The 23,523-nt window shown below is 46.2% G+C and carries 26 protein-coding genes; 15 read left to right on the top strand and 11 right to left on the bottom strand.

Annotated features, from left to right (window positions below):
• Positions 1 to 65: 65 nt before the first annotated feature.
• On the bottom strand, positions 66 to 728 hold the full coding sequence (locus tag O3276_RS13650) for a fumarylacetoacetate hydrolase family protein (protein ID WP_269671843.1): 663 nt from the start codon (positions 726 to 728) through the stop codon (positions 66 to 68).
• Positions 729 to 964: 236 nt separating this feature from the next.
• On the opposite strand from O3276_RS13650, the gene O3276_RS13655 reads away from it, so the two are divergent.
• The 6 genes from O3276_RS13655 (at position 965) to gltS (ending at position 9,936) form a co-directional block, all read left to right on the top strand.
• Positions 965 to 1,225 (top strand): DUF4404 family protein, encoded by a 261-nt coding sequence (locus O3276_RS13655; protein WP_101747242.1) that lies wholly within the window; start codon positions 965 to 967, stop codon positions 1,223 to 1,225.
• 493 nt (positions 1,226 to 1,718) lie between these two features.
• Positions 1,719 to 2,948 (top strand): phosphoglycerate dehydrogenase, encoded by a 1,230-nt coding sequence (serA, locus tag O3276_RS13660; RefSeq protein WP_163369341.1) that lies wholly within the window; start codon positions 1,719 to 1,721, stop codon positions 2,946 to 2,948.
• A 63-nt stretch (positions 2,949 to 3,011) separates the two neighbouring features.
• Positions 3,012 to 3,491 (top strand): CreA family protein, encoded by a 480-nt coding sequence (locus tag O3276_RS13665; RefSeq protein WP_269671844.1) that lies wholly within the window; start codon positions 3,012 to 3,014, stop codon positions 3,489 to 3,491.
• A 233-nt stretch (positions 3,492 to 3,724) separates the two neighbouring features.
• The gene (gene sbcD, locus O3276_RS13670) at positions 3,725 to 5,014 is read left to right on the top strand and encodes an exonuclease subunit SbcD (RefSeq protein WP_269671845.1); all 1,290 of its coding nucleotides are present in this window, start codon (positions 3,725 to 3,727) and stop codon (positions 5,012 to 5,014) included.
• Entirely contained in the window at positions 5,014 to 8,688 is a 3,675-nt protein-coding gene (locus O3276_RS13675) for an AAA family ATPase (protein ID WP_269671846.1), read from the top strand. The genes sbcD and O3276_RS13675 overlap by 1 nt, the downstream gene beginning before the upstream one ends.
• 21 nt (positions 8,689 to 8,709) lie before the next feature.
• Positions 8,710 to 9,936 (top strand): sodium/glutamate symporter, encoded by a 1,227-nt coding sequence (gene gltS / locus O3276_RS13680; protein WP_269671847.1) that lies wholly within the window; start codon positions 8,710 to 8,712, stop codon positions 9,934 to 9,936.
• A 766-nt stretch (positions 9,937 to 10,702) separates the two neighbouring features.
• Here the strand turns inward: gltS and O3276_RS13685 are convergent.
• Positions 10,703 to 11,233 carry a hypothetical protein gene (locus O3276_RS13685; protein ID WP_269671848.1) on the bottom strand — a complete coding sequence of 177 codons (531 nt, stop codon included), beginning with the start codon at positions 11,231 to 11,233 and terminating at the stop codon, positions 10,703 to 10,705.
• Positions 11,234 to 12,239: 1,006 nt separating this feature from the next.
• On the opposite strand from O3276_RS13685, the gene O3276_RS13695 reads away from it, so the two are divergent.
• From O3276_RS13695 to O3276_RS13705, 3 genes are all read left to right on the top strand, one after another.
• On the top strand, positions 12,240 to 12,419 hold the full coding sequence (locus tag O3276_RS13695; RefSeq protein ID WP_269671849.1) for a hypothetical protein: 180 nt from the start codon (positions 12,240 to 12,242) through the stop codon (positions 12,417 to 12,419).
• 6 nt (positions 12,420 to 12,425) lie between these two features.
• Positions 12,426 to 12,647: a hypothetical protein gene (locus O3276_RS13700; protein ID WP_269671850.1), complete on the top strand. Its 222-nt coding sequence runs from the start codon at positions 12,426 to 12,428 to the stop codon at positions 12,645 to 12,647.
• Between the two features lie 187 nt (positions 12,648 to 12,834).
• On the top strand, positions 12,835 to 13,479 hold the full coding sequence (locus tag O3276_RS13705) for a hypothetical protein (protein WP_269671851.1): 645 nt from the start codon (positions 12,835 to 12,837) through the stop codon (positions 13,477 to 13,479).
• A 94-nt stretch (positions 13,480 to 13,573) separates the two neighbouring features.
• Here the strand turns inward: O3276_RS13705 and O3276_RS13710 are convergent, their stop codons facing one another.
• The 3 genes from O3276_RS13710 to O3276_RS13720 all read right to left on the bottom strand — a co-directional run bounded on the left by O3276_RS13710 (position 13,574) and on the right by O3276_RS13720 (position 14,701).
• The gene (locus O3276_RS13710) at positions 13,574 to 13,981 is read right to left on the bottom strand and encodes an ACT domain-containing protein (RefSeq protein WP_269671852.1); all 408 of its coding nucleotides are present in this window, start codon (positions 13,979 to 13,981) and stop codon (positions 13,574 to 13,576) included.
• Positions 13,982 to 14,106: 125 nt separating this feature from the next.
• Positions 14,107 to 14,349: a helix-turn-helix domain-containing protein gene (locus O3276_RS13715; RefSeq protein ID WP_269671853.1), complete on the bottom strand. Its 243-nt coding sequence runs from the start codon at positions 14,347 to 14,349 to the stop codon at positions 14,107 to 14,109.
• A 193-nt stretch (positions 14,350 to 14,542) separates the two neighbouring features.
• A complete protein-coding gene (locus O3276_RS13720) occupies positions 14,543 to 14,701 on the bottom strand; it encodes a hypothetical protein (protein WP_269671854.1) in 159 nt (52 codons plus the stop codon).
• Between the two features lie 326 nt (positions 14,702 to 15,027).
• On the opposite strand from O3276_RS13720, the gene O3276_RS13725 reads away from it, so the two are divergent.
• Together O3276_RS13725 and O3276_RS13730 are read left to right on the top strand one after the other, a co-directional pair.
• Positions 15,028 to 15,420 carry a hypothetical protein gene (locus tag O3276_RS13725; protein ID WP_269671855.1) on the top strand — a complete coding sequence of 131 codons (393 nt, stop codon included), beginning with the start codon at positions 15,028 to 15,030 and terminating at the stop codon, positions 15,418 to 15,420.
• Between the two features lie 184 nt (positions 15,421 to 15,604).
• A complete protein-coding gene (locus O3276_RS13730) occupies positions 15,605 to 15,778 on the top strand; it encodes a hypothetical protein (protein ID WP_269671856.1) in 174 nt (57 codons plus the stop codon).
• 23 nt (positions 15,779 to 15,801) lie between these two features.
• Here O3276_RS13730 and O3276_RS13735 read toward each other — a convergent pair whose 3' ends face one another.
• Entirely contained in the window at positions 15,802 to 16,389 is a 588-nt protein-coding gene (locus O3276_RS13735) for a hypothetical protein (RefSeq protein WP_269671857.1), read from the bottom strand.
• A 715-nt stretch (positions 16,390 to 17,104) separates the two neighbouring features.
• On the opposite strand from O3276_RS13735, the gene O3276_RS13740 reads away from it, so the two are divergent.
• Positions 17,105 to 17,443 (top strand): IS1096 element passenger TnpR family protein, encoded by a 339-nt coding sequence (locus O3276_RS13740; RefSeq protein ID WP_269671858.1) that lies wholly within the window; start codon positions 17,105 to 17,107, stop codon positions 17,441 to 17,443.
• Between the two features lie 269 nt (positions 17,444 to 17,712).
• Positions 17,713 to 18,024 carry a hypothetical protein gene (locus O3276_RS13745; RefSeq protein ID WP_269671859.1) on the top strand — a complete coding sequence of 104 codons (312 nt, stop codon included), beginning with the start codon at positions 17,713 to 17,715 and terminating at the stop codon, positions 18,022 to 18,024.
• Positions 18,025 to 18,192: 168 nt separating this feature from the next.
• Here the strand turns inward: O3276_RS13745 and O3276_RS25780 are convergent, their stop codons facing one another.
• Entirely contained in the window at positions 18,193 to 18,285 is a 93-nt protein-coding gene (locus O3276_RS25780; RefSeq protein WP_432391360.1) for an excalibur calcium-binding domain-containing protein, read from the bottom strand.
• Between the two features lie 245 nt (positions 18,286 to 18,530).
• Entirely contained in the window at positions 18,531 to 18,914 is a 384-nt protein-coding gene (locus O3276_RS13750) for a PIN domain-containing protein (protein WP_269671860.1), read from the bottom strand.
• Positions 18,915 to 19,281: 367 nt separating this feature from the next.
• Here O3276_RS13750 and O3276_RS13755 point away from each other — a divergent pair, with 367 nt between their 5' ends.
• The gene (locus O3276_RS13755) at positions 19,282 to 20,238 is read left to right on the top strand and encodes an IS1595 family transposase (RefSeq protein ID WP_269671861.1); all 957 of its coding nucleotides are present in this window, start codon (positions 19,282 to 19,284) and stop codon (positions 20,236 to 20,238) included.
• On the opposite strand, the gene O3276_RS13760 is transcribed toward O3276_RS13755, so the two are convergent.
• Positions 20,228 to 20,806, bottom strand: a complete 579-nt coding sequence (locus tag O3276_RS13760) for an FMN-binding negative transcriptional regulator (RefSeq protein WP_269671862.1) — start codon at positions 20,804 to 20,806, stop codon at positions 20,228 to 20,230. The genes O3276_RS13755 and O3276_RS13760 overlap by 11 nt on opposite strands.
• Positions 20,807 to 20,876: 70 nt before the next feature.
• On the bottom strand, positions 20,877 to 21,581 hold the full coding sequence (locus tag O3276_RS13765; protein ID WP_269671863.1) for a Fic family protein: 705 nt from the start codon (positions 21,579 to 21,581) through the stop codon (positions 20,877 to 20,879).
• Between the two features lie 275 nt (positions 21,582 to 21,856).
• On the opposite strand from O3276_RS13765, the gene O3276_RS13770 reads away from it, so the two are divergent.
• A complete protein-coding gene (locus O3276_RS13770; protein WP_269671864.1) occupies positions 21,857 to 22,837 on the top strand; it encodes a transposase in 981 nt (326 codons plus the stop codon).
• Positions 22,838 to 22,924: 87 nt separating this feature from the next.
• Here O3276_RS13770 and O3276_RS13775 read toward each other — a convergent pair whose 3' ends face one another.
• Positions 22,925 to 23,401, bottom strand: coding sequence for a DUF2971 domain-containing protein (locus O3276_RS13775; protein ID WP_269671865.1), 477 nt, complete (start codon positions 23,399 to 23,401; stop codon positions 22,925 to 22,927).
• Between the last annotated feature and the right edge of the window lie 122 nt (positions 23,402 to 23,523).

Here is a 23,523-nt window from a genome sequence, read left to right on the forward strand (position 1 = left end):
AGAGGATCAGGAGCCTCTGATCCTCTCAGCCTACTCTAAGAGTGAATGGCTCGTAACACGTGTCTTCAGAGACACCGCGTCCGGGTCGAAAAAATCCCATTCATGGACAGTTCTACATCATCCCCCGGTTGCAGAGGCCCAACACCTTCCGGCGTTCCGGTCAGCACGATATCTCCGGGGAGTAAGGTGAAATGCCTGCTGATATAGCTCAACAGCCCGGGAATGGAGGTCAACATATGCGCCGTTGTCCCCTTCTGCCTTGGCTCTCCATTAACCGACAGAGAAAACCCGAGATTGGCAGGATCTTTAATATGCTCGACAGCAACAAACCCGGATAAGGGGCAGCTGTTATCAAAGGCTTTGGCAACCTCCCAGGGCAGCCCTTTTGACTTTTGCCGTTCCTGCAGATCTCGCAGTGTCAAATCCAGTCCCAGACCAATAGCCATGATCGCCTGGTTAGCCTCATGCTCACTGGCATCGGTCAGAGGTGCCCTGATCAGCAGGCTCACTTCTGTCTCGTGATGGACCGCCCCACGATTACGGGGTAATTTCACGGGCTGCTCAAGGTTAACCATGGCCGTACGGGGTTTAATAAACAGGACCGGATCATCCGGCAGGGGATTATTCAGTTCCTGAACATGTGCCGCATAATTCCGTCCTACACAAACCACCTTCCCAACAGGAAGATCAATACGGTCGCCACTGATCCAGCGGTGCCTGTACTTCATAGCGCATCCCTTATTAACGCCGGTGATGAAAAATGGAACGCACAATACGCGCCAACATCATACGGATATTTATTATTCCACTGAGCCAGAAGCTTTGTCGGGGTAGCAGGCAATGTTTGCCTGTCATTCCCCGGGGGGCTATTGTCCCACGGCTGAGGTCACAGTTAAAGCATCTCACTTTCACACACACTGTAGTAGTATCATAAAGACTGGCCGCACAGTGGAAGGAGCATAGTATGTCAGAAGAGCTGCAACTCAATATCCAGAGCCTTCATGATATTCTTGAAAACTCACCCGTCGATGAATGCACAGCAGGAGCCTTAAAACAGATAACCGAAGAGATTAACATTGCCGTTGCCCAGGCAGAAGGAGAGATTCCCATTCAGGGCTACAACGATCAGCTGGAGCAGGAGGCCATTCGCTTCAGTGAAGACCACCCCGCCCTGACGCAGGCGATCCGGCAATTAATGTTTACCCTCTCCAGCATGGGTATTTAAATACGGTCGCCAGGAGACTGACCGAGAATAGCGCCCGTAGCGAGGATGGCAGAAAATTGAGGATAAAAATCCGCTTTTGTGAGGCGAATAGCGGGGCTATTTGCCGAACAAAAGCGGATTTTTAGACCAATTTACTGCCACCGCAGTAGGGCAGTCTATTCTCGGTCAGCCTCCTAGACACAGCTTACCACCAGATCGGTGTCACTGATGTGAGGCCGATCTCCCTGCAGTAACGACCCGCCGCCTTTTAGTAGGTACTATCCCGCACAGCCTATGCTATGATGTGCCGCCTGATGCAGCCGGGCGCAACCGGTAATGCGCCATGAAAACGATGAGTGGATCAATAACAGCCATAAATTGGCAGCACTACTACTGTTGTCCGCCTGCACAATAAAAACAGTGCTTCTGTGTAAAACAGCCTTGAGCCCGAAACAGCCTTGAGCCAAACAGCCTTGAGCCAGTCCGCCATGAGCTAACCGATAAAGAGACTGATATGCCCGAAATATCGCTGGATAAGAGCAAGATTCGCTTTCTCCTGTTGGAAGGTGTCCACCCGTCTGCTGTCGAGATTCTTAAAGCATCGGGCTATACCAATATCGACTATGTCACTACCTCCCTGCCTCCGGAGGAACTTAAGGAACGTATCGCTGATGCCCGCTTTGTCGGCATCCGGTCCCGGACCCAGCTGACCGATGAAATTTTTGCAGCGGCAAAAAAACTCTGTGCCGTTGGCTGTTTCTGTATTGGCACCAACCAGGTAGAACTGCCCGCAGCTACACGACGGGGGATACCTGTTTTCAACGCACCTTATTCCAACACCCGCTCAGTGGCTGAGCTGGTGCTGGCTGAAGCCATCCTGCTACTGCGTGGAATCCCGGAAAAGAATGCCATGGCACACCAGGGAGGCTGGCAGAAAACAGCGGCGAATTCCCATGAAATCCGCGGCAAAAAGCTGGGTATTATCGGCTACGGAAATATCGGCAGCCAGCTCAGCATCATGGCAGAGTCTCTGGGCATGGAAGTCTATTTCTATGATGTGGTGACCCGGCTTTCCATGGGCAATGCAACCCAGATCAGTGATCTGAACACCCTGCTTGGCATGTGCGACATTGTCAGTCTGCATGTTCCCGAAACCCGGGATACCCAGTGGATGTTTGGTGAAGCACAGTTTGCTGCCATGAAGGACAACAGCATTCTGATCAATGCCTCCCGTGGTTCTGTGGTGGTTATTGAAGCGCTGGCCGAGTACCTGAAGAACGGTAAGCTGCTGGGTGCCGCCATTGACGTATTCCCGGAAGAGCCACGGGGTAACGATGATGAATTCATCAGCCCCCTGCGTGGCATGAAGAATGTTATCCTGACCCCCCATATTGGCGGCAGTACCCAGGAAGCACAGGAAAACATTGGCCGGGAGGTTGCCGAGAAGTTCGTGATGTACAGCGATATTGGTACGACATTGTCGTCGGTCAACTTCCCGGAAGTCGCCCTGCCTGCCCACCCCGGCAAACACCGCCTGCTGCATATCCACCAGAATATTCCCGGTATCCTGGGTCAGATTAACCAGATACTGTCTGAAAACCGTATCAACATCAGCGGTCAGTACCTGCAGACCAATGAGTCCGTTGGTTACGTTGTTATCGATGTTGATGCTGAACACAGCGATATGGCCATGCAGAAGATAAAAAAGATTGAAGGCACCATCCGCTGCCGCGTTCTTTACTGACTGGCATCAGCCAATGCTCAGCCTGTTACCCGGGCTGAGCCCGCTATTTAACGGTTCAAAAACATGCGTGCGTTAACCTCTGCCCTGTTAATAACAACTCTTCTGCTCACCGGCTGCTCAGACAATGAGGTAGGCAATGTCAGCCTGGGTTTGTTCACCACTAAAGATATCAAGATCAACACCTTTACCGACCCGGTGGTCAGCGGTGTCACCTGTCATATCTCACACGTAAAAGGCAATCTTGACCTGTCAGACCCTTCCGATATGGGCATCTCCTGCCGACAGACAGGGCCGATTACTCTGGATATGGTCAACAACATCAATATGTCCAAAAGTGGCGAAGTGGTGTTTAAAACCTCGAAAAGCATCCTCTGGAAGCATCTGAAAATACGACGTATCTGGGATGAGAAAAACAAAACCCTGATCTATCTCAGCTACTCCACCAAAGAAACGGTCGGCAGTGCCAAACACTCCATGACCACCGTGCCCCTGTGGGGAAACCCCGTCTGGGATCAATTAAACCAACCTGATTCAGCTCAATAGCTGACCGCAGTTTTCCAGTCCACTCAGTTGATGTGATATTAATCTGAGCACTCTGAGCAATTCCCGGACGATCCAGCTATCCTTTGCCAGGCAGCACTGTCGCAAGAAGAGTGAAACAAGAAATCCGCTGCCAGATCATTGGCTACAGTTTGGTTCTGGTGTAGCTTCACTTTTTACTTTTTCACCAGGGTGATGTTCACGCCACCCCCTGACTGCCCGACACTTAAGACACCATGCGTATTCTTCACACTTCAGACTGGCACCTTGGCCAGCACTTTATGGGCAAAAGCCGGGAGGCAGAACACCAGGCCTTTCTGGACTGGCTGATCGAGCTGGTACAAGAGCAGCGCATCGATGCCCTGATTATTGCCGGTGATATCTTTGATACCGGCACCCCGCCCAGCTATGCCAGGGGACTGTATAGCCGCTTTATTGTCAGCCTGCAGAATACCCACTGTCGACAGCTTATCGTGATTGGTGGCAACCATGACTCGGTGGCCACACTGAATGAATCAAAAGAATTGCTGGCCTGCCTGAATACCTTTGTGGTGGGTGGCGTCAGCCAAGACTCCCGGGAACAGGTTCTGGTGCTGAACAACGCTCAGGGCAAACCCGGCGCGGTGATCTGTGCCATTCCGTTTGTCCGTCCACGGGATGTTCTGGAAAGTCAGGCGGGAGAGACCGGTGAGGATAAACAGCAGGCACTGCAACAGGCGATTGCTGCCCACTATCAGACCATTTATACAGAAGCTGAAAAGCTGGCAGGGGAACGGCTGCCCATTATTGCAACCGGTCATTTAACGACAGTTGGCGGACAACTGAGCGAATCCGTGCGTGAGATTTATATCGGAACCCTGTCGGCATTTCCGGTAGCCGCATTTCCCAAGGCTCACTACATTGCCCTCGGCCACCTGCACCGGCCACAGGTCGTGGCGAAGCAGGAACATATCCGCTATTCAGGTTCACCGATCCCGCTGAGTTTTGATGAAGCCGGATCCGATAAGCAAGTCATTATTGTGGACTTCAGGGAAAACGAGCTGAATAACATTGAGTCCGTTATTGTTCCTGTTTTCAGGCCTCTGATCAGCCTCAAGGGCTCTCTGGACAGTATTGACCAGCAGCTGGCCACTCTTGCCAGTGAGCGGGCCAATGAAAATGAGCAACCGCAGGCTGAACTCAATCCATGGCTGGAGATTGAAATCACCACCGAAGCCTACCTTCACGACCTGCAAAGCCGGGTCGAACAAATGGTGCTGGCCAAAGAGGAGCTGTCCTCATTTGAACTGCTGAGGGTAAGAAGAAAACGGGAAAAAGCCGCCGCGTCCCTAACCGTTGCTGACCAGGAGAGTCTGGCCGAGTTGAACGTTGAGGATGTTTTTCAGCAACGGCTTAAGCAGGAAGAGCTGACCGATGAACAATTACAACAGCTGACCGGCGCGTTTCAGGAAATACTCGAAGACGTGTTTGCAGCAGACAAAGAGCATCCCATGCTGGCGCAGCATGGCCAGAAGGACAACGCCTGATGAAAATTCTCAGCCTGCGCCTGAAAAATATTAACTCCCTCAGGGGCGAGTGGAAAATAGACTTCCAGAGTGAACCGTTTACCAACACGGGTCTTTTTGCCATTACCGGCCCAACCGGTGCTGGCAAAACCACGCTACTGGATGCCATCTGCCTTGCCCTGTACCACCAGACTCCCCGCCTGACCACAATCTCCGCCTCCGATAACGAGCTGATGACCCGGCATACCGCTGAGTCGCTTGCCGAAGTTGAATTTGAAGTCAAAGGTCAAGCGTATCGGGCCTTCTGGTCACAACGCCGGGCCAGGGGCAAAGCAGACGGCAAGTTGCAGGCACCCCAGGTCGAGCTGGCCGACAGTGATGGTACGATTATTACCACCCGTATCAGCGATAAATTGAAAAAGGTCAGTGAGCTGACCGGGCTGGATTTCGGACGTTTTACCAAATCCATGATGCTGGCTCAGGGCGGTTTTGCCGCTTTTCTGGAGGCCAGTGCCAATGACCGGGCTGAGCTGCTGGAAGAACTGACCGGCACCGAGATCTACGGAGAAATCTCCCGCCGTGCCTTTGAGCGCATGCGCACCTCAGAGCAGCAACTCGACCTGTTAAAGGCCAGAGCGGGCGGTATTGCTCTACTGAACGACGATCGACTGACAGAACTGAGAGAAGAACAGAGTCAGCTTGCCGGGCAACAGGAGGAAACCGGCAACGAACGCCTCTCCCTGAACCAGCAGAAGCGTTGGCTGGAAGAGCTGGCCAGCAGACAACGTGAACAGGAACAAGCCCGAGAGTCATTGGACAATGCTCTTCAACACAAATCAGCACACAGCGAGCAGATAAACCGTCTGGAGCAGGCCCTGCCCGCCATGGAGCTGCTGCCGGACTGGGATCGGTTGAGCGAACTGACACAAAAGCATCAACGGATACAAAAGACACTGGCCGATCATCAACAGGAAAAACAGGTCACCACCGAACAGGCGGAAAGCGTTCAGAAACAGTGTCAGATTCAGTTAAATGCCTGGGAAAACTATCAGCAGGAACAGGAGCAAACCGAATCCCTGTTGGTAGAACAGGTCATCCCTCTGGATGCTGATATACAGAGGCTGACCAATGAACAACAGGCCATCAAAGGCAAATTGCAGGCCGCTGAACATGAGCAGGGCACACTGAACAGCAGCATTGCCGATGACCAGCAGTCCCGGGAACAACTCACTGGACAACTTCAGGTAGCCAACCGTTACCTGGAGCAGAATGCACACCAGCAAACGCTGGGCGAACAGCTGCCGGTATTACAAACCCTGTTTGAGCAGCGGGAAACCGCCAGCCAGGGTGAACAACAGTTTGTTCAAGCCATTCATCAGTTAGAGCAGGAACGCCAGAACCTGGTCGCACAACATCAGACACTGGAAGAGTATATTCAGTCGCTGGCCAAAACACGGGAACAACGCGCCAGCCAGAATAAAACACTGCTAGAGAACAAAACAGCCCTGTTAAATGGTCAGGCAGAAGAGCAGCTGCTGACCGATCAGCAGCAGTGGCACGATCAATACCCGATATGGCTGCATCTGAATAACCTCAGCCAGCAATTTACCAACTGCACCGCTGACTTACAGAAAGAGCAAACCCAGCATGGCAACCTGCAGCAATCGGTAACACAGTACACCGACAGTATTGAAAAATGCAGGACAGAGTACCGGAATGTCAGGCAACACTGTCATGACCTGGAGCAGCTGTTAGCCCGGGAGCGGCAGATCACCAGCCTTAAGGACTATCGCAACCAACTGCAGGCCGGAGCAGCCTGCCCCCTTTGCGGTGCTACAGAACACCCGGCCATTGAACACTATCAGCAGCTGAATATTTCCGATACCGAACAACGTTTAACCGCCAGACAGCGGGAACTGGAGCAGCTGCAACTTCAGGGCGAGAAGCTGAACAAAGAGGCTGCCCGTTTACAGGTACAACTGGAATCCTCAGAACAGGCCATTAGCAAGCTGCAAAATCAGATTGCGCTGGTCACATCAGACTGGTCCGCCACCAGCAATGCCCAGTCTCTTTCCCTATCGATCAATAACACTGAGGAATATCAGAGCTACTTCAAACAGTTTTCCGAGACCGGGGAGATCCGAAAAAAGCAGCTTGAACAACTGAGCCAGCTTAATCGCCGCATTCAACTTGAACAGCAGCAGCTGGACCAGCTGAATAACGACATGACCCACCACACCCATCAACGGGAGGTTAACCAGCAACAGCAAAGGCAGATTGACCAGCAGCTGTCTGAAAAGCGTCAACAGCTTGAGCAAAGCCAACACGCCAACCGGGCGCTGGAAGAGAAGATCAGGCAGAGAATCCAAACAGCGCTGCATCTGGAGATTCCAATCCTGTCAGAGCAATCAACCTGGCTGAGTCAGCAGGAAAAAAACTGGCAACAATGGCAGCACATCACCGCTGAACAACAAGCGCTGAATGAGAAAATCCAGGCTATTACCCAGCAGCTGAATCACAAGCATCAAAACCGGCAAAAAGCGGACGAACTTATCCGTGACATCCAGCAAACGCTGGATCACACCAACGCTCAGAGACAACAGCAACAGCAGCAACGACAGGATCTGTTTGGTCAGAAAATCGTGAGTGAGGAGCGACAGCGACTCAAGTCACTGGTGGTCGAAGCAAAAGCACACCATCAACAAAGCCAGAGCCAGTTGAAAGCCATTGATGACAAGCTGGCTCAGCTGACTGGAATCGTTCGCCAGCAGACCATGGAACAGGAAACATTGAGCGAAGCACTGACAGTCGCCGGAACAACCTGGCAGACATTGTTAAACGACAGTCCATTCCGGGATAGCGAACATTTCCAACAGGCACTGCTGGACAGAGAAGAACGAAAGACACTGACAGAACTGAAACAGACCATTGAACAACAGCTGCATGAGGCCAAAGGCAAGCTTGCCTCGGCGGAAGCCAACCTGAAAGCACATATTGAACAGCCAGCGACTAAACTAACTCTGGAAGAAGTGACTGACAGACTGACCGAATTGGACAACCGCATTCGTTTAATCAATCAACGACAGGGTGAGATTACCCAGGCGCTGAAAGACGATGACGAAAAACGTCTTGGCCAGGCCAGCCTGTTCAGGGATATCGCAACGCAAGAGCATCAATATCAGGTTTGGGCGCAACTCAGTGGCCTGATCGGTTCCAGCAAAGGCGACAAGTTCCGTAAGTTTGCCCAGGGCCTGACGCTGGATCATCTGATTCTTCTGGCCAACCGACAGCTGGAACAGCTCCATGCCCGCTATCTGCTCAACCGCAAGAGCAACGATGAACTCAGCCTTGAAGTGCTGGATACCTGGCAGGGTGACTCCGCCCGGGATATCAAAACCCTGTCCGGTGGTGAAAGCTTTCTGGTCAGCCTGGCGCTGGCGCTGGGGTTATCTGACCTGGTCAGTCATAAAAACCGTATCGACTCGCTGTTTCTGGATGAAGGGTTTGGTACACTGGATCAGGAAACACTGGAAACCGCACTCAGCGCCTTGGATAGCCTGAATGCCAGTGGGAAGATGGTCGGTATCATCTCCCATATTGAGTCCCTGAAAGAACGGATTCCCACCCGGATAGAAGTGATAAAAGAAACCGGACTGGGCTACAGCAAACTGGGTAGACGCTTTGCCTGTATCTGATCACTTTTATTTTGAGGGTTTATGAATCAACTACTGACGGTTGGCGCGCTTGAGTCATTTCTCATCGCCATTTTTGTGCTATTTCTGGGGCATTTCATCAATGCCCGAATTCCTCTATTAAAGCAGTTCAATATTCCTGAGCCTATTGTTGGCGGACTGATCATTGCTGGTGTTATTGCCTGGCTGCACTTCAATGGTGTCGAGATTGACTTCCACCTGCCCCTGCAAAACACCTTTATGCTGATGTTCTTTGCCACGGTTGGTCTGGCCGCCAGCTATACCCAGCTGATTAAAGGTGGGGTCAAGGTGTTTGTTTTCCTGGCCGTGGCGTCTTTCTATATCGTGCTGCAAAATGGCCTGGGAATGTCACTGGCCACCCTGCTGGGGCTTGACCCGCTGATGGGGTTAATTGCCGGGTCAATCACTCTTTCCGGTGGTCACGGCACCGGTGCAGCCTGGTCTCAAACCTTCCAGCAAGTATACGGCATGCACAATGTACTTGAGATAGCCATGGCTTCAGCCACCTTCGGCCTGATCATGGGCGGCATTATTGGCAGTCCGGTGGCGCAGCGACTGGTGGATAAATATGGCCTGAAATCCAGATACGGCAACACCAACAGAACCCATGAACAGTTTCCTGAGCTGGTGACCTACAACGAAAATGAGGAAGACAATGTCACCTCAAAAAAGATGATTGAATCACTGTTTATGATTCTGATCTGTGTGACTGGTTCCAAGTACCTTGAAATCTGGGTTAACAACTTTGAGATCAAATGGCTGATGATTCCCGATTTTGTCTATGCCCTGTTTATCGGCGTTATCATCACCAACACGCTGGAAGTCACCCGGGTGAAAAAGCTGGATATTGAAACCATTGATATTCTCGGCACGGTGTCACTGGCCCTGTTTCTGGCCATGGCCCTGATGAGCTTAAAACTCTGGAATATTCTCGATCTGGCCATCCCGATCCTGGTCATCTTGCTGGCACAGTCCGTTATGCTGGCAATATTTACTTATGTGGTGACCTTCCGGGTGATGGGCAAAGACTACGATGCGGCCGTTATTGCCAGCGGTCACTGTGGGTTTGGTCTTGGCGCAACCCCCACAGCGGTCATGAACATGGGTTCCGTCGTTAACCGCTTTGGTCCGTCACCCCAGGGGTTTATGGTTGTGCCTATTGTTGGTGCCTTCTTTATTGATATTGTTAACCTGATCATTTTGCAGGCGGCATTGTCGATTTTTGGTTAATCAATTATCCGCCCATACATCATTTCAAAGAGTTTGACGTGTACAATCTCCGTTCACTAAACAGAGTCGAAGGGTGATTGGCACAGTCTTTATTCTGAGTATGGGGTTTGGACGTCAATGATAGAAGTCCCCGATCAATTGCATTGAAGCTGGATGCAGGAACTCCTCATAGGGCGGTCTATTCCAGGACATTCCTGGTAAGGTACTGCGGACTCAGCCGTATATTAGGCCATACCAATGCTGGTTGAGAAAGAGTGGCTCTTTTGAGCCCTTCTGAATAACAGGCCATTGATCACTCACTGGCCGCCCCTTGTTTAGGGGTCTAAATTCAGGTACGGCACCAACTATCCTGCTACAGTGTAGCTCTGATGTATAAATGGATTGAGAGTTTTTCAGTTCGACTATTTAAGAATTCTTCAGGGCTATGTTGTGCTTAAAGGTTGAAGATAATATGGTACCAATTAGCTGTTGGTTCTGGTCATTAAAAACAACACTATTAGGCTGTTAAGAGTCTAAAATGCTCATTTTCATGCCCTTCTTGCACTCCAGTAAGCTATTTAATTCATACGATTATCCCAATAAATCGCTTTCAACCCTTAAGCACAACATAGCCATTCTTCAGCTTCATGAACGTAGCTTTTTTGTCATAACAAAATCTCTAAATATGTTTTGCTAATGATGATACTGAATGAAAACCTGACGATAAATTCAGCAGCATGGCAATAGCCATGTTCAATGGAATTTTTCGTCAGTTGTACAATGGCTCCTATTTGGAAAAATTTATATCTTTTTCAAAAAACTCCCATTGTTCTTGAGTTATCCAATTACTCTGCATAGCCTCTTCTCTTAACATTTTCATTCTTTTATCTATTTTTTGAACCATCTCTTCCTTCGATTTTATTTTATCCACACTTGAGTCAACCCAACATAAATCACCAGAAGAATTTATCATTACATTATTAAAATGAAAGTCTGAAAAATAAATTCCATTATTGACCAGCAACAAAAAATCTTTCGCAACATTGAAAAGAATCTCTTTACCATCATCATGATTAATTTGTGAAAGTATTTCTTTTACTGTGCAATACTCAGACAGCCTCTTGTAAATTATTAGTTCGTTATGCTTTTTAGAAAACAATGAAAAACCGTGGTACTTTATCTCTGGAACAGTTAACCCATACTCAGAAAGAATTCTATTTCCTGATACTTCACCAGTTCCTCTAGAACTCCCTAAACAAACCCTTAAATTACTCCTTATAAACCTCCTTGTTTTGATCAATTTATAAAAATTATTCATATCAACATATATTGAAGATCGTTTAGTTTCACACCATTTCTCATTGATTTTTACTTCGGTTCTGCCAAAACCCCATTCTTTCTGAGAAAAAAAATCTGGTTATTAAAATAGAATCTTTTCAAATTTTACACCCTAAATACTATTAATTAGTAGTTGTTATATGAAGTACAAACATATACAGTTAACGCCAATTAAAGCCTCACGGTAGGCGTCAGTTTAATTTTTTTGGTACGCCCGGCCGGACATGAAATGACGGGATGAAAGCCCCCTATGTGGAGAACCCACATTTGACTGGTGGTAAACACGCCTGCTGATCAACCTCAAGCTTAGTGCGCATTGTGTTTAGAGCCCAATCGCCGATTCGCACGAACCACCTTTACCATTATGTCATTTGTCTTGGCTGTCCAGATATAAGGCTTGGGCTGACAATTGTGTTTCTTAAACCACTCTTCATGTGTGTGACGTTGTTGGCACTGACCAATAACCTGCCCATTAAGAACATTAAGTGCTGAAAATAAGGTAACTCGACTTTAGAGTTCCCAAAGCACAATAGTTCAGCAAAAATTCAATTAACTGTTAATAGCAACCATCCCCAACGATGAAATTTAAGATGGTTGCCATGCTCACATCAGATCATCGAGTAATCCTTCAGGAGCTCGCTTTATATACAACCTTTCTTGCCGGAGCGCTATCGCCAACCGCAGTACCAACGTTCAGCGAACTACTGTTCGGCTGTATGCTTTCAACCGATGGCTTTGTTACACAGGCACTTTTATCCATTGATTTCCATTGTGTGTGGAGCAGTTACCACCAAGGGTAAATGGCGATGGAAGCACCTGGCGTGTCGCTTGATCCGACTGGTCTGTTCAAAGGCACCGCCAGATGAGCCGATTACTCTTGCTCTTGATGACTGGGTGATAGAACGGTTTTCTGACAATACCCCTGCTTGTCGTACCCACCATCAACACAGCCAAAAGACTAATCGACCTCAGTACATTTGGGGGCAATGCTGGGTTTCACTGGCCGTCATATTCGGGTAGCGGACGAGGTTTTCACCGGCATCCCTATTATTTCATTTCCGGCCCCTGCTTCAGGTAATGCCAGCAAACTCAAAATCGCTGTTGCCATGCTTAAGGTTGTACGCAAGGAAGTACAGGATCCGGCACTACGGCTGGTAATGGACTGATGGTACATGAATCGGACGCTGATGCAGCCAGCACTGGAAATGGATATAGAAGTCATTGCGGAAGGCCGCCCTGGTCAAATACCATCGAACCGGGCCCTTTATGCATTACCGACATTACCCGCAGTCAAAAAACCGGGACGTCCCAGAAAATACGGCACCAGGATGACAGCTGAGAATTTCGATAAACTGTCCGGCCAGTTGAAGACAGATAAAGCAGAGGTTGCATAAATACAGCCATTTAGAGAAAAACCGGCAATAAAAGCAAACCTGAAAAAACTGTTCGCTGATGTCAGCTTGTTATTTTATCGAAATCTGGCCATTCTTTCGTGTCATGCAAAGTCTAAAGTCGATTTTATTTTAAAATCTAATTTAAAATCCAGTTTTAAGAAATTGTTGATAGCCCTAGAGACCTATAATGCAAACATCGATATCCGTAAACTCAGCTCTGACCACAACTGCTCAAAAAAGACCAACAAACTCTACATGCAATCCTCTAAATCCCAATAAAACCGCTAAAATGACGACAGAAACTGAGGTTTTACCAGTTAAAAATGAGAAGTTACGATTAAACAGCAAATTTATCGAATCACCAGAAAACAAGACGGGTGTATTTTCATTACATTTAGCCAGAAAATTTGATTTCAGGTTTTCATATTTTCCAAAGAGCAAAGGGTTTTATAAAACAACTTGTATAACCATCAACTCAACACCTATTAAAGATAGATTTGTTTTTACTTTTTATACTGATGAAAATTACCCTAATCTCTGGGGAAAATCTGATAATGTAAAATTACTTTGCGAAAAAGATATAAAGTGTCATTTGCCTAGATTACATAAAAAAGAAAAGCCTAAAGATGACCATTATCATGCTTTACTTTTAAAAGATGTTGACCCTGATTCTTTTTTAAAAACCACACTAAACGAAATAGGATTGGCGGATCATGATGAAAAGAATATTTTGCAATCAGCAAAATATTTTATCAAAAACCCCACTCAGGATTGTATTAATTTTACTGAAGGGGCATTATCTCAAAATGGTACATCTGAATCCCTGGAGTAGATGATGATTTAAGTAACCGCTGTTGTATTCCATAGTGAGCTAACATATCACCAGAAATTCAATGTAAATTCATCCTGATTCGTTACAAGCATGTTTAGCTATTATTAGTTGTCGAGAGTTCATGCAGTGCTTTCAAAGCATCTTCTGCCTTATCTGACTGAACAAATATATGGTCATGGAAGAAAGCTGCAATGACATTGGCACTAATATTGTTTGAGGCAAGTTTGGTTGAAATTGCTGCTGTTAGACCAACGGCTTCCAAGCTTGAGTGTACAGTCAGGGTTATTTGCCTGTAAGTATGTTCAAACTTAATATTCGCACTTTCAGCGTTATCTTTTGATAGCACTAAAGATAAGCCTTCTGATTCAATAAAGCTTGAAAGTGGATTTAAATGAGCATAATCGGAGAGGTTTCCGGGTAAAGTACAGAAAATAAACTCACCCTCTACAAGCTTCGGGTTGATGCTGCTGAGAAGTTTTTCTAATTCAACAATACCAGTCATTTTTTTATCCGGATGTAAAACTCAGTCTCTATCAAGGCTCTGAAGTATTCAATGTAATCAGCAACTCCCGCTCAATTGATTATGGTCAATAATACCGAGCCCTACAGACACATTGAAATATTCGGTTATCGCACTGCCCTTTGCAGATCCGACAGTTTGGGAGGCCTGCCACCCAATGGCCTGGTCTTTAATGCCTCAAACCCACCTTCTTTATAACGGTTGATCCAGTCATATACGCAGGTGTGATCTGTACTGTATATCTCTGAAATTTCTTTGACAGAAGCACCGTCCAACCACTTTTGAATAGCCTCCATGCGAATAGACTCGCGAACTGTATGGCTTAGCTTGCGTCCATCAATTCTACTCATAAACTGCCGCCCTCCTGAAACAGGCGACAGTCTACTCAACTTTGTTGTGGGAGGCTTTGGCACATGTCAATACGCTACCGCCCCTCTTTTCCATTTTTTAGAGTATTAAGGCAGCTCTGTGTTACACGACAATTTCTATATAGTTGCATAAGCGTAAAATAGTACCATTGAACTGATCATTAACACTCATGTTTTACTGCAGCTCCCGTTTATCACCGGATCTGTCTGGATTGATTGAATGGTATTGGGAGAGGCTGAAGAATAACTGGTCAATATTTAACCAGTTATTCACACCCCGCCTGTCTAAAAGGCTGCCTTTATCCCCTAACCGTTTATCCACAATCTTTTCCACACAAACTCCGGATAACTGAAAAAGGGGATAATAGCCCCACAATCATGTACCGCAACAGGTTTTAACAAGCTACTGACAGCATAAACACAACCTTTCAACAACTTATCCACTGACTGCTGAATAATAGTGACCGGGAATCCGCAAGCTGAAAGGACTTATCAAAGCTTTCGAGAAAGAGTATTTGTCTTTTTCCGAGCTCTGGGCCTTCCAGCATCAGGTCGGCCTGATTGGTGGTGGCCGTTGTAAGCCGGGACATCCATTGCACTCGACTCTAAAGCTTTTGCCTGACCATTAAGTTAACCGTTCCTGTTGACTTCAGGTTCTACATGCCCGACCCGAAGATGGCCGAATGGCGGAAAACAAGAGACTTGTTAAAAAAACAGGGGAGTCCTCCAAAGGATCGGCCCCCCAAGCCAAAACCCATCAGTGAGTACCCAACAAAACAGCTGCTGGCACTGGATATGATCCAGGCTTACCAGCGACACTTTCCCAATATAAACGTCACTGGCATTCTGGCGGATGCTCTTTATGGGGATGCCAATTTTATGGATAGAGCTTCTTCGGTCTTCTCGGGAATACAGGTGGTTAGCCAGTTACGCTGGAACCAGTTGGTGATCTACAAAAACAAAGAAGTGAAGCTGAAGGCCTATTTTGACAGTTACCTTGGGCCTGGTGTCAAAAAAACCTGGTTATACGAGGTGGAAAAGAACAAAAGCTGACGGAGTCTCTCGAAGACTATCGCCCGTTGAGAATATCCAGCAAGCATATGGCAGGCAGGGAGCTGGGAAGAATGCTGCCAACTGCCTCACTCAAGTACCGTTTGCCGGAATATCAAACACTCGTGCATTAAAAACTTGAGAGTCGAGTATTACTTACAAATCGCCGGCATAAACCTGCCCAAAGATGAACGCTATTCAGGCAGTCTGGCAGGGACAGGCTTACCGACGGGCCATGGCTCAGCTGCAATTTCGGGCCAGGACATATGAAGAGGGCGATGCCACCTTTACCGCCCTGGTGAAAGATTACCCGAACTCTGCCACTGTGACAGAGGCCCGGGCAATACCAGAAGTGCGCTAAAGATGGTGGTAATATTGGCCTGATCACAAGGGCACTTCATAAAAAGCATCCGTTCTCAGCAAAGGAATGTATTGGCTGGCCAGTGCGTTCAAATTACCCGAGCCTTTCAGGGATATCCAGTCCTCAATGCTGCCCAGAAAACAGAAGCGCTGAGCATGAAACTGACGCTTCGTATCATCAACCAATTCAAAACGCAGAACCGGCATAAAGCGGCTCTGCCTGACCATCTTCTCCATGTAATCTGGCTTCAGGTTCCCGAGCCATCCGGCTTCCTTCATCTCCCTTGCCGTATTTCCTGCAGAGGATTCAAAAACGGTCACATACTGCTGCTGGCAATCCATCCGGTAACGGAAAGACTCTTTCAGGGCTTCCAGTGCAGAAGCTATGTACTGCTGCTCAGATTCCTTGATTAACCGGGGCACCGCCTTGCGCAGGAAGACCTGGCCATTTTCGGGCCGTTCATAAATTTCAAACCCCTCAGGAATCGTACTGATTTGCTCTGCCTCAGCCTTCTTTTGACCTGAAAAATAGTAGCGGGGCTTGCCGGTACGGGTGACACCCTGATAAAGGAAATACGTTTTCCCTGTCCGGTTGGTATATGGCAGCGACACGATCATTTTCTCCTGTCAGTGGGTGATGATTGGTTCCAACGGGTATCCGTAGGTATAGCATCACCAGCTACCGACCATTTGACCAGGAACTTTAATCGTCCACCAATTCCGTGGATAACCCGGTGAACAACCCGTGGGATAGTCAGGAAAACAGGGGGAAATACTGGCCAAAAACAGAGCGGTTATTTTTTAACCACCAGTGAATAACTGAGTAAAACAAAAACCCCGCATAAAGCGAGGACCGTAGAGAACGAACAGTGTCGTTGGGGTTTCCTGTGCGTCCTGCCTGGTTGTTCGAGGCTTCCATTGGTTCACATCATTGTGATACCTGAACACCTCTTCCTTGATTCAGTGCTTCACTCAACTCAAGGCTCTGGCCTGTTGGTTGAGGCTATTATTTTACGGACAGTGACGTATCATCCTACCCTCCTGAAGACGGGATACACTGCTGACTCTCCCGTAGGCAACAGTAAACAACCTCACCAAAAGCAAGGCTGCAAGTGCTGATCCATCAGCCGTAAGCCGTTTTTATTATTATTTGGGTGGTATTTATTCTTAGGCAGAGAGTGAGTATTTGGTGTTCTTATTACCAGGCCCCAAACAATCGTTACCGACTTCGGCAATCACTCAATGAATGAGCACATATTACGTATTTATCGCAACTAAATAATTGATCTACGTCAACAAAACTGAGTTAGCAATAAGAATGAAGCCAATGTTATTTGAAGCAAAAACGGCAGAAGCCATCCTTGACGCCTTTGATTTTGATTGTGACCACCTTTATCACTTTCAGTATCTGAGCTCATTTGGTGCCGACCGGATGATTGGTCATCCTGCAGTAGATTTCTGCGATGCCTGTGTGACTGAAACCCGGCTGCGTCAACTTGAGCCGGTACCCGGAATGAAGATCACCTTTGTCTTTGATTATGGTGATAACTGGGAGTTTGACATCGTGGTCATGCACGGCAGTGAGGAGAGTACGTCTGATATCCAGGTGATCGAACGTAAAGGTGAAGCGCCGGAGCAGTATCCGGAATATGAGGATTTTTATTGATCAATATTTAACCAATTATTCTTACCCCGCCTGTCTGAAAGGCTGCCTTTATCCCCTAACCGTTTATCCACAATCTTTTCCACATAAATTCCGGATAACTGAAACAGGGAATAATAATTCGACAGGCAGGTACTGCAATGGGTTATAACGAACTACTGACAATATAAACACAACCTGCCAACAACTTATCCACAGACTTATTCTGGAAAAAGTGAGGGCGTCTCTTACATTTGATTCTGGTGTCGGCGAACAATGATCGGGAGGCGATAGTGAAAATCCCCCAGGCTATAAAGAACAATGTTGCGAATATTATTGACAGGTTCAACAAGGAGAATGGTTGTCAGTATCAGGAAAGATACCGGGGGGAATATCTGTATCTCGATAAAATTGACACCTATGGACCGGGACAGGTTTGCCGGTTGAAGTTCAACGGCGGAGAAGATGACTGGTCTTTTGCGATTTATAAATACTCCTCTGCACGATACGACAGTGAGGAAATATTCTTTCCCGGTGAAGAGTACGTGAATGGCACAGTAGAAGGTGCATTAAAGGCGGGACTGCTGGCGTACCCACCTTATTAATCAGGGATATGTGTCGGGTTTTCATGCGGGAACGACAGATTGGATTGAGTTTCGATACTGACTTGCTGAAGTATGTTTTTTTGGCTGATGGTTCGAGGGATTTGCTTTTACTCTTGAAACAGGGAAGGTTCGCAGGTGATGCTACGGTCTATTTATTAGCATTGTGATTTATTGATTGCACAGCTGCCTTTCACAAGGTATGCCATCACGGTCACCGTCCATATTGGTGCCAGGGCAATTATCCTGGTAAAAGGTGGCCACAGGAAGTCATTTGGGAGCAATGGGTTTTGCCACTGCAGCTAAACATGGCGTCATCACTGGACGATGAGGACTCAAACAGAGACATAACTGCTTGAGGTTCTTTGTAACGCACATATTTTTGATTTCTAATGCTTTGAAATTGTCTGGCAAACATCCATGAGCACAGGATTAGGAAAAAACTGATCAGGCAAAATCGGGATAACAATACCTAATGAAATTTCATTTATATCATTTAGTAGTTGGTTTTAATATTGGCCTTTTCTCCATCTCTTGGCCGTCATCTTCTCGAGCTTTCTTCGGTACTTCTTGAGACAAAACTCACTTTTTGAACCCTTCAACATATCAAAAATATCTTCCACAATTATTGCACTTATCGCATGAAGTGCCTCATGCCGTGATAGCCCCTGCCTTACTAATTTTGTGACCGTTTCAGAGACGAGATCAACATTTACGGCAATCTGATTTTCAACAACCACATGCATATAAGAGTGCATTGTTAATGCACCATCATCTTGAAATTCTGCTCCTATGGACTCATGAAAGTTATAGACGAGTATTTTTCTTTGTTCATCATCAAGAGCGAGCCATTCACTTATATTTAATGGCTTATCAGGGTTGTAATATTTCATTTACAATACCTTTGAGTCCTCTGATTGATTATTGAAAGCATAAATTATTTTTTATTTGGTAGAAGCACCTGACAGTAAACACCGTGGCCAGGTATTTTTTCTAGACGCATAAATCAGATAAACCGAAACTGGGTTAGATCCTTTTTTTAATGGATTCAAGATTAAAGACCTGACTCCGTTTTTTCTGACCCCGTTTTTCGTTTTTCATTAGCTGCGTGTTGATTGTTGCATTTGATTGGCAACTGAGTTGTCTGAACTTTTTTCTGAACTCACCAAGCCATTTACAACACCGGAATAATCGGCTATGTTTGTTTTAAAGGTTGATAGGTCTAAACTGTCGTGATCCCCTGCAATGGGAGGCTACGTTATGAAGCCCCAACAGTTTCAAGACCTTCTTAATGCTGTGCCGTTATTAAGCAGCCAGCAGCGAAATACTCTTATCAATGCTCTATCAGAGCAAAATTCTCCTTCCGATATTGCAAAGTCTATTGAGGATAGTTTTGTACGGGCTCCAAAATGTCCTCATTGTGGATCTGAAGCCCTTCAGCGCTGGGGGAAAAGGAACAAACGCCAACGATTTCGGTGCAAGGTTTGCCGAAAAACACTGAACGCTTTTTCCAAAACACCTTTGGCCCGTTTAAGACGCCCTGAAGCATGGCCGAAATATCTTGAGGGAATGACCCACTCTTTAACGCTTCGCCCGGCTGCCAAGCAATGCGGAGTTTCGTTAAATACATCATTCCGTTGGCGGCATCGTTTTTTACAGGTCATTGAGCATGATCAGGCACCAGAACTCAGTGGTATTGCCGAACTCGATGAAACTTTTTTTCGTGAATCTTTTAAAGGTCAAAAAAAAGGCCTGCCAAGACCCGTGAGGAAACGAGGTAGTGATAAAAAGACAGACTGTCGAAAAATACCAGTCATGGTAGCTAGAGACCGAGGAAGTCAGACGGTTGATGGTGTATTGAAAAATGAGAGCGCTGATGAACTCTGTCGCCATTTAAATGGTCGGATAAATATTGAAACTGTCGTATGTGCCGATGCCAGTCTTGCACATGAAAAGCTTGCGAGAGCGTTAGGATTTACTTTTAAGGAGCTGGTGTCATCCTCTGGAATACGGGTGATAGAAGGTGTTTTTCACTTACAGCATGTGAATGCATACCACAGCCACCTGAAGCAGTGGATTACAGGGATTTTTCACGGAGTTGCGACAAAATATCTATCACACTATCTGGGATGGAGAAGGGCTTTAACTGGCATCAATGCTCTAACATCTGATCGACTGGCCAATAAAATTTTAGAATTTCTTCACTTCAACCCTTAAACGCAACATAGCTGGAATAATCTGTTTCAGTTTTATTTTGGCTCAATTTGAAATTACCAACTATATCATCAATGATAACTTCTAAACCAACAACAGCATTTAGCATTTTTTCAGTAAACTTCGCTGGAGCATCAGAAACTGACCAAGGAAGTTTTTGGTTGAGTTCATGAAAGTCAGAAATCTTGTTGAGAAGCTGCAAAATCCAGTTACTTTCATGCTTGAAAAAAACCCTGCCTCTAACATGAACTACAGAGTAATTCCAGGTTGGAACGGTTTTACCTGTTTCTTTCTTTGATGGATAAAAGTTCGGACTGATATATGCGTTTGGCCCATGAAATATGAGAAGAACTTCCTGACCATCAGCAACCTTTTTCCATAAAGGGTTTGCTGTGGCAATATGGCTTTGAAGTTTTACTTGTTCATTCTCACGCTTCTGAAGATAAAACGGAATATGGTCTGCATCCAAAGTATTTTCAGCTGAAACTATCAGAGTGCCAAGTGGATATTCTTGAATAAATCTATGCAATTTATCCAAGTTTTCTTCTTTGAATTTTGATGGGATATGCATAATTTCACTCTTTGCAGCTAACGCCAAATTCAGCGGCACGAGCGGAGTGAGTGTCCGCTGGCATTTTTTGTTAGCCGTTCGGTTGGAAGTTCTCTATGATTTTTTCGTGAATGCACGATCTCAGAAACTTATTCATCTCAGTCATTTCTGATGTCGCATAGAAATCCAGCATCAACTGATTAAACTCTTTCTGTCGCTTTGCTGGCACATTGATGATTGGAAACCCATGAGTAAGCAGAATACCATTCATCATGAACCGCCCCATGCGCTTGTTCACATCCCAGAAAAACTGTGCTCTTGCCATTCTCAGAAAAGCAGTAATCGCCAGATCATAAACATCGTTACAAGCAGCAACTTCAGACTCAATCTCTGCCCAGGCATGATCAAGGTCTTTAGGAGAAGGAGGTTCGTACTCAGATCCGCTGATCGTTACATTGCCAGTGCGAAAGGCTCCCCACTCCAAGGCTTCCTCTTTTCCTGCAATGCTATGGATAGATAAGGCAATGTCCTTTGAAAAAGAGAATTTATTCTCAGAGACAAGAGAAAACAGATGTTTCCATGCAGCAGCCTGGCTCAAAGCCATATTTTGATCGCTGATTTTGTGACCACCAACTGTGATTCCGTCTAATAGCGTCTGAACTTCTGGTAAGGTCATTGCGACCCCTTCAAGATTTACTGCATCATAAACCAGAGAAGGAATATCCCGAACGGCAAGTTGCTTGGCCATCGCACGATTAGGGCTCATTCCCCAAACTGTATCTTTTGCCGCTGTCATTTGTGCATCTCAAGGGTTGTGTTGGAATTCCTCACATTATATCTGCATGAGTTCTGATCGTCATGCCGTAGACTGTTGAGGTAGAATGGCTAACACCAAATTCAGCGGCACGAGCGGAGGGAAAAAAGTAAGAAAAAAATAAGAGAAAAAATAAGGACATCCGAGAAAAAATAAGGACACCCAAAAAATTTGACTAATCGGCCACACCGACTACTTTTCTTCTGGAGCCTCTTAAGGACATTAAGGCAATCTACCCAGTAACCAAAAAAAATGACATGACGACCGCCCGAAAAAACCTCATAGATCCAGCCAGTACGCCCTACTACCACTGCATGGCACGCTGCGTTCGCAGGGCCTTCCTATGCGGCAAAGACAATTTCTCAGGCAAAAACTATGAGCATCGCAGGCAGTGGGTGGTTGATCGGTTGAAAGCGCTTTCTGGTATTTTTTCCCTGGAAGTCTGTGCTTATGCGGTGATGTCGAATCATTATCATGTGGTGCTCCATATCAATAGTCAGCAAGCCAAAAAATGGGACACCAAAGCTGTCTTACAACGATGGACGCAGCTGTTTTCAGGCCCGCACCTGGTTCAGCGTTTTCTTGTCGGCGATCAGCTGGACAAAGCAGAGCTGCTGCGTGTCGAAGAATATGCCCAGGAGTACCGAGGTCGCTTAATGGATATCAGCTGGTTCATGCGCTGTCTCAACGAATATTTAGCCCGGCTGGCCAATAAAGAGGATGAGTGCAAAGGGCGCTTTTGGGAAGGTCGTTACAAAAGTCAGGCTCTGTTAGATGAGGCAGCATTGCTTACTTGTATGGCTTATGTCGACTTAAACCCCATCCGGGCAAAAATTGCTGCAACGCTGGAAACCTCAGAACATACCTCTATAAAAGAACGCATTGAGTCATACGACAGCTCAAACGGAAAAAAACAAAAGGTGCACTTGAAACCGTTAAAAGCTCAGGGGCAAAACCCGGAACAGGCGATTCCATACCCACTCAGTAGCTACTTTGAACTGGTTGACTGGTCTGGCCGAATTGTCCGCAAAGGCAAACGTGGTCGTATAACTAACGATGTACCACCTATCCTGGAGCGCCTGGGTATTGACCCAAAAGAATGGCTGGAGACTATGCGCTGGAATAATCGTTTTCACCGCGCAGTCGGCAAGCTGGCTTCACTGAAGGCTTATGCAGAAAGCACCGGAAAATGCTGGGTTCATGGGATGTCTGTGAGTGGTGCTCTCTACCCTGCCTGATCAACGTATTTTCATTTACTTTAATGTGGCCAGAATTTTCTGAATGCTCTTTCTTATATTGTCTTGATAGTGTCTTCTATCTGACTGTTACTGAGTGCTTTTTATACGCTTCCTGTTTGGTATGAATGAGAAATTCTTACAGTGATCAATACTATCATTTAAAAAATGAATGAATGCCGTACTCTCTTCACTTTTTAAAAAATGGGCGTCCTTTTTATTTGTGCTAGAGAGCACAGTATGATTTTGCTTCTCTTCATCATAGAGAACACTTAACAAGCCTACTGAATATTCTGATGATACATGCGTACAGGGAAATTCTTGTCTTATTTTTAAGTTTTCTTTATTAAATCCTATAGATAAACCTTTACCGTCGTTAGCATATGCTCTCCATTGGCTCAATACATCTCCATTATTTGAAAAGCTACAAAGATATGGAATCGACCTGTTAATTGCAGCATAATCCCAAAACTTACTAATTATTTCTCTATTTTCATCATTAACTACTTTTTGAAACTCTTGAAATACTTTTTCTACAAACCATGAAACTTCTTTGTAGTCATTCATATTGTTTGATGCTGATACCCAGAGCTTTTTTCTCTGAAGAATGTTATAAAAAGCATTCACATCGCAGTAATGATAGATAGTACCCATACTTTAAACAAAAATCTCTCAATATTTGATTGGTG

This window comes from Endozoicomonas sp. GU-1 (assembly GCF_027366395.1).
Classification (GTDB): domain Bacteria; phylum Pseudomonadota; class Gammaproteobacteria; order Pseudomonadales; family Endozoicomonadaceae; genus Endozoicomonas.

Bases quoted from the DNA above. Each gene is read 5' to 3' on its own strand.
- O3276_RS13695 (WP_269671849.1), top strand. From the start codon at position 12,240: ATGCTGGGTTTCACTGGCCGTCATATTCGGGTAGCGGACGAGGTTTTC.
- O3276_RS13710 (WP_269671852.1), bottom strand. From the start codon at position 13,981: ATGACTGGTATTGTTGAATTAGAAAAACTTCTCAGCAGCATCAACCCG.
- O3276_RS13775 (WP_269671865.1), bottom strand. From the start codon at position 23,401: ATGAATGACTACAAAGAAGTTTCATGGTTTGTAGAAAAAGTATTTCAA.
- O3276_RS13755 (WP_269671861.1), top strand. From the start codon at position 19,282: ATGAAGCCCCAACAGTTTCAAGACCTTCTTAATGCTGTGCCGTTATTA.
- O3276_RS13765 (WP_269671863.1), bottom strand. From the start codon at position 21,581: ATGACAGCGGCAAAAGATACAGTTTGGGGAATGAGCCCTAATCGTGCG.
- O3276_RS13685 (WP_269671848.1), bottom strand. From the start codon at position 11,233: ATGAATAATTTTTATAAATTGATCAAAACAAGGAGGTTTATAAGGAGT.
- O3276_RS13760 (WP_269671862.1), bottom strand. From the start codon at position 20,806: ATGCATATCCCATCAAAATTCAAAGAAGAAAACTTGGATAAATTGCAT.
- O3276_RS13750 (WP_269671860.1), bottom strand. From the start codon at position 18,914: ATGAAATATTACAACCCTGATAAGCCATTAAATATAAGTGAATGGCTC.
- O3276_RS13650 (WP_269671843.1), bottom strand. From the start codon at position 728: ATGAAGTACAGGCACCGCTGGATCAGTGGCGACCGTATTGATCTTCCT.
- O3276_RS13655 (WP_101747242.1), top strand. From the start codon at position 965: ATGTCAGAAGAGCTGCAACTCAATATCCAGAGCCTTCATGATATTCTT.
- O3276_RS13740 (WP_269671858.1), top strand. From the start codon at position 17,105: ATGTTATTTGAAGCAAAAACGGCAGAAGCCATCCTTGACGCCTTTGAT.
- O3276_RS13665 (WP_269671844.1), top strand. From the start codon at position 3,012: ATGCGTGCGTTAACCTCTGCCCTGTTAATAACAACTCTTCTGCTCACC.
- O3276_RS13730 (WP_269671856.1), top strand. From the start codon at position 15,605: ATGAACGCTATTCAGGCAGTCTGGCAGGGACAGGCTTACCGACGGGCC.
- sbcD (WP_269671845.1), top strand. From the start codon at position 3,725: ATGCGTATTCTTCACACTTCAGACTGGCACCTTGGCCAGCACTTTATG.
- O3276_RS13675 (WP_269671846.1), top strand. From the start codon at position 5,014: ATGAAAATTCTCAGCCTGCGCCTGAAAAATATTAACTCCCTCAGGGGC.
- O3276_RS13705 (WP_269671851.1), top strand. From the start codon at position 12,835: ATGCAAACATCGATATCCGTAAACTCAGCTCTGACCACAACTGCTCAA.
- O3276_RS13725 (WP_269671855.1), top strand. From the start codon at position 15,028: ATGCCCGACCCGAAGATGGCCGAATGGCGGAAAACAAGAGACTTGTTA.
- serA (WP_163369341.1), top strand. From the start codon at position 1,719: ATGCCCGAAATATCGCTGGATAAGAGCAAGATTCGCTTTCTCCTGTTG.
- O3276_RS13715 (WP_269671853.1), bottom strand. From the start codon at position 14,349: ATGAGTAGAATTGATGGACGCAAGCTAAGCCATACAGTTCGCGAGTCT.
- gltS (WP_269671847.1), top strand. From the start codon at position 8,710: ATGAATCAACTACTGACGGTTGGCGCGCTTGAGTCATTTCTCATCGCC.
- O3276_RS13770 (WP_269671864.1), top strand. From the start codon at position 21,857: ATGACGACCGCCCGAAAAAACCTCATAGATCCAGCCAGTACGCCCTAC.
- O3276_RS13700 (WP_269671850.1), top strand. From the start codon at position 12,426: ATGAATCGGACGCTGATGCAGCCAGCACTGGAAATGGATATAGAAGTC.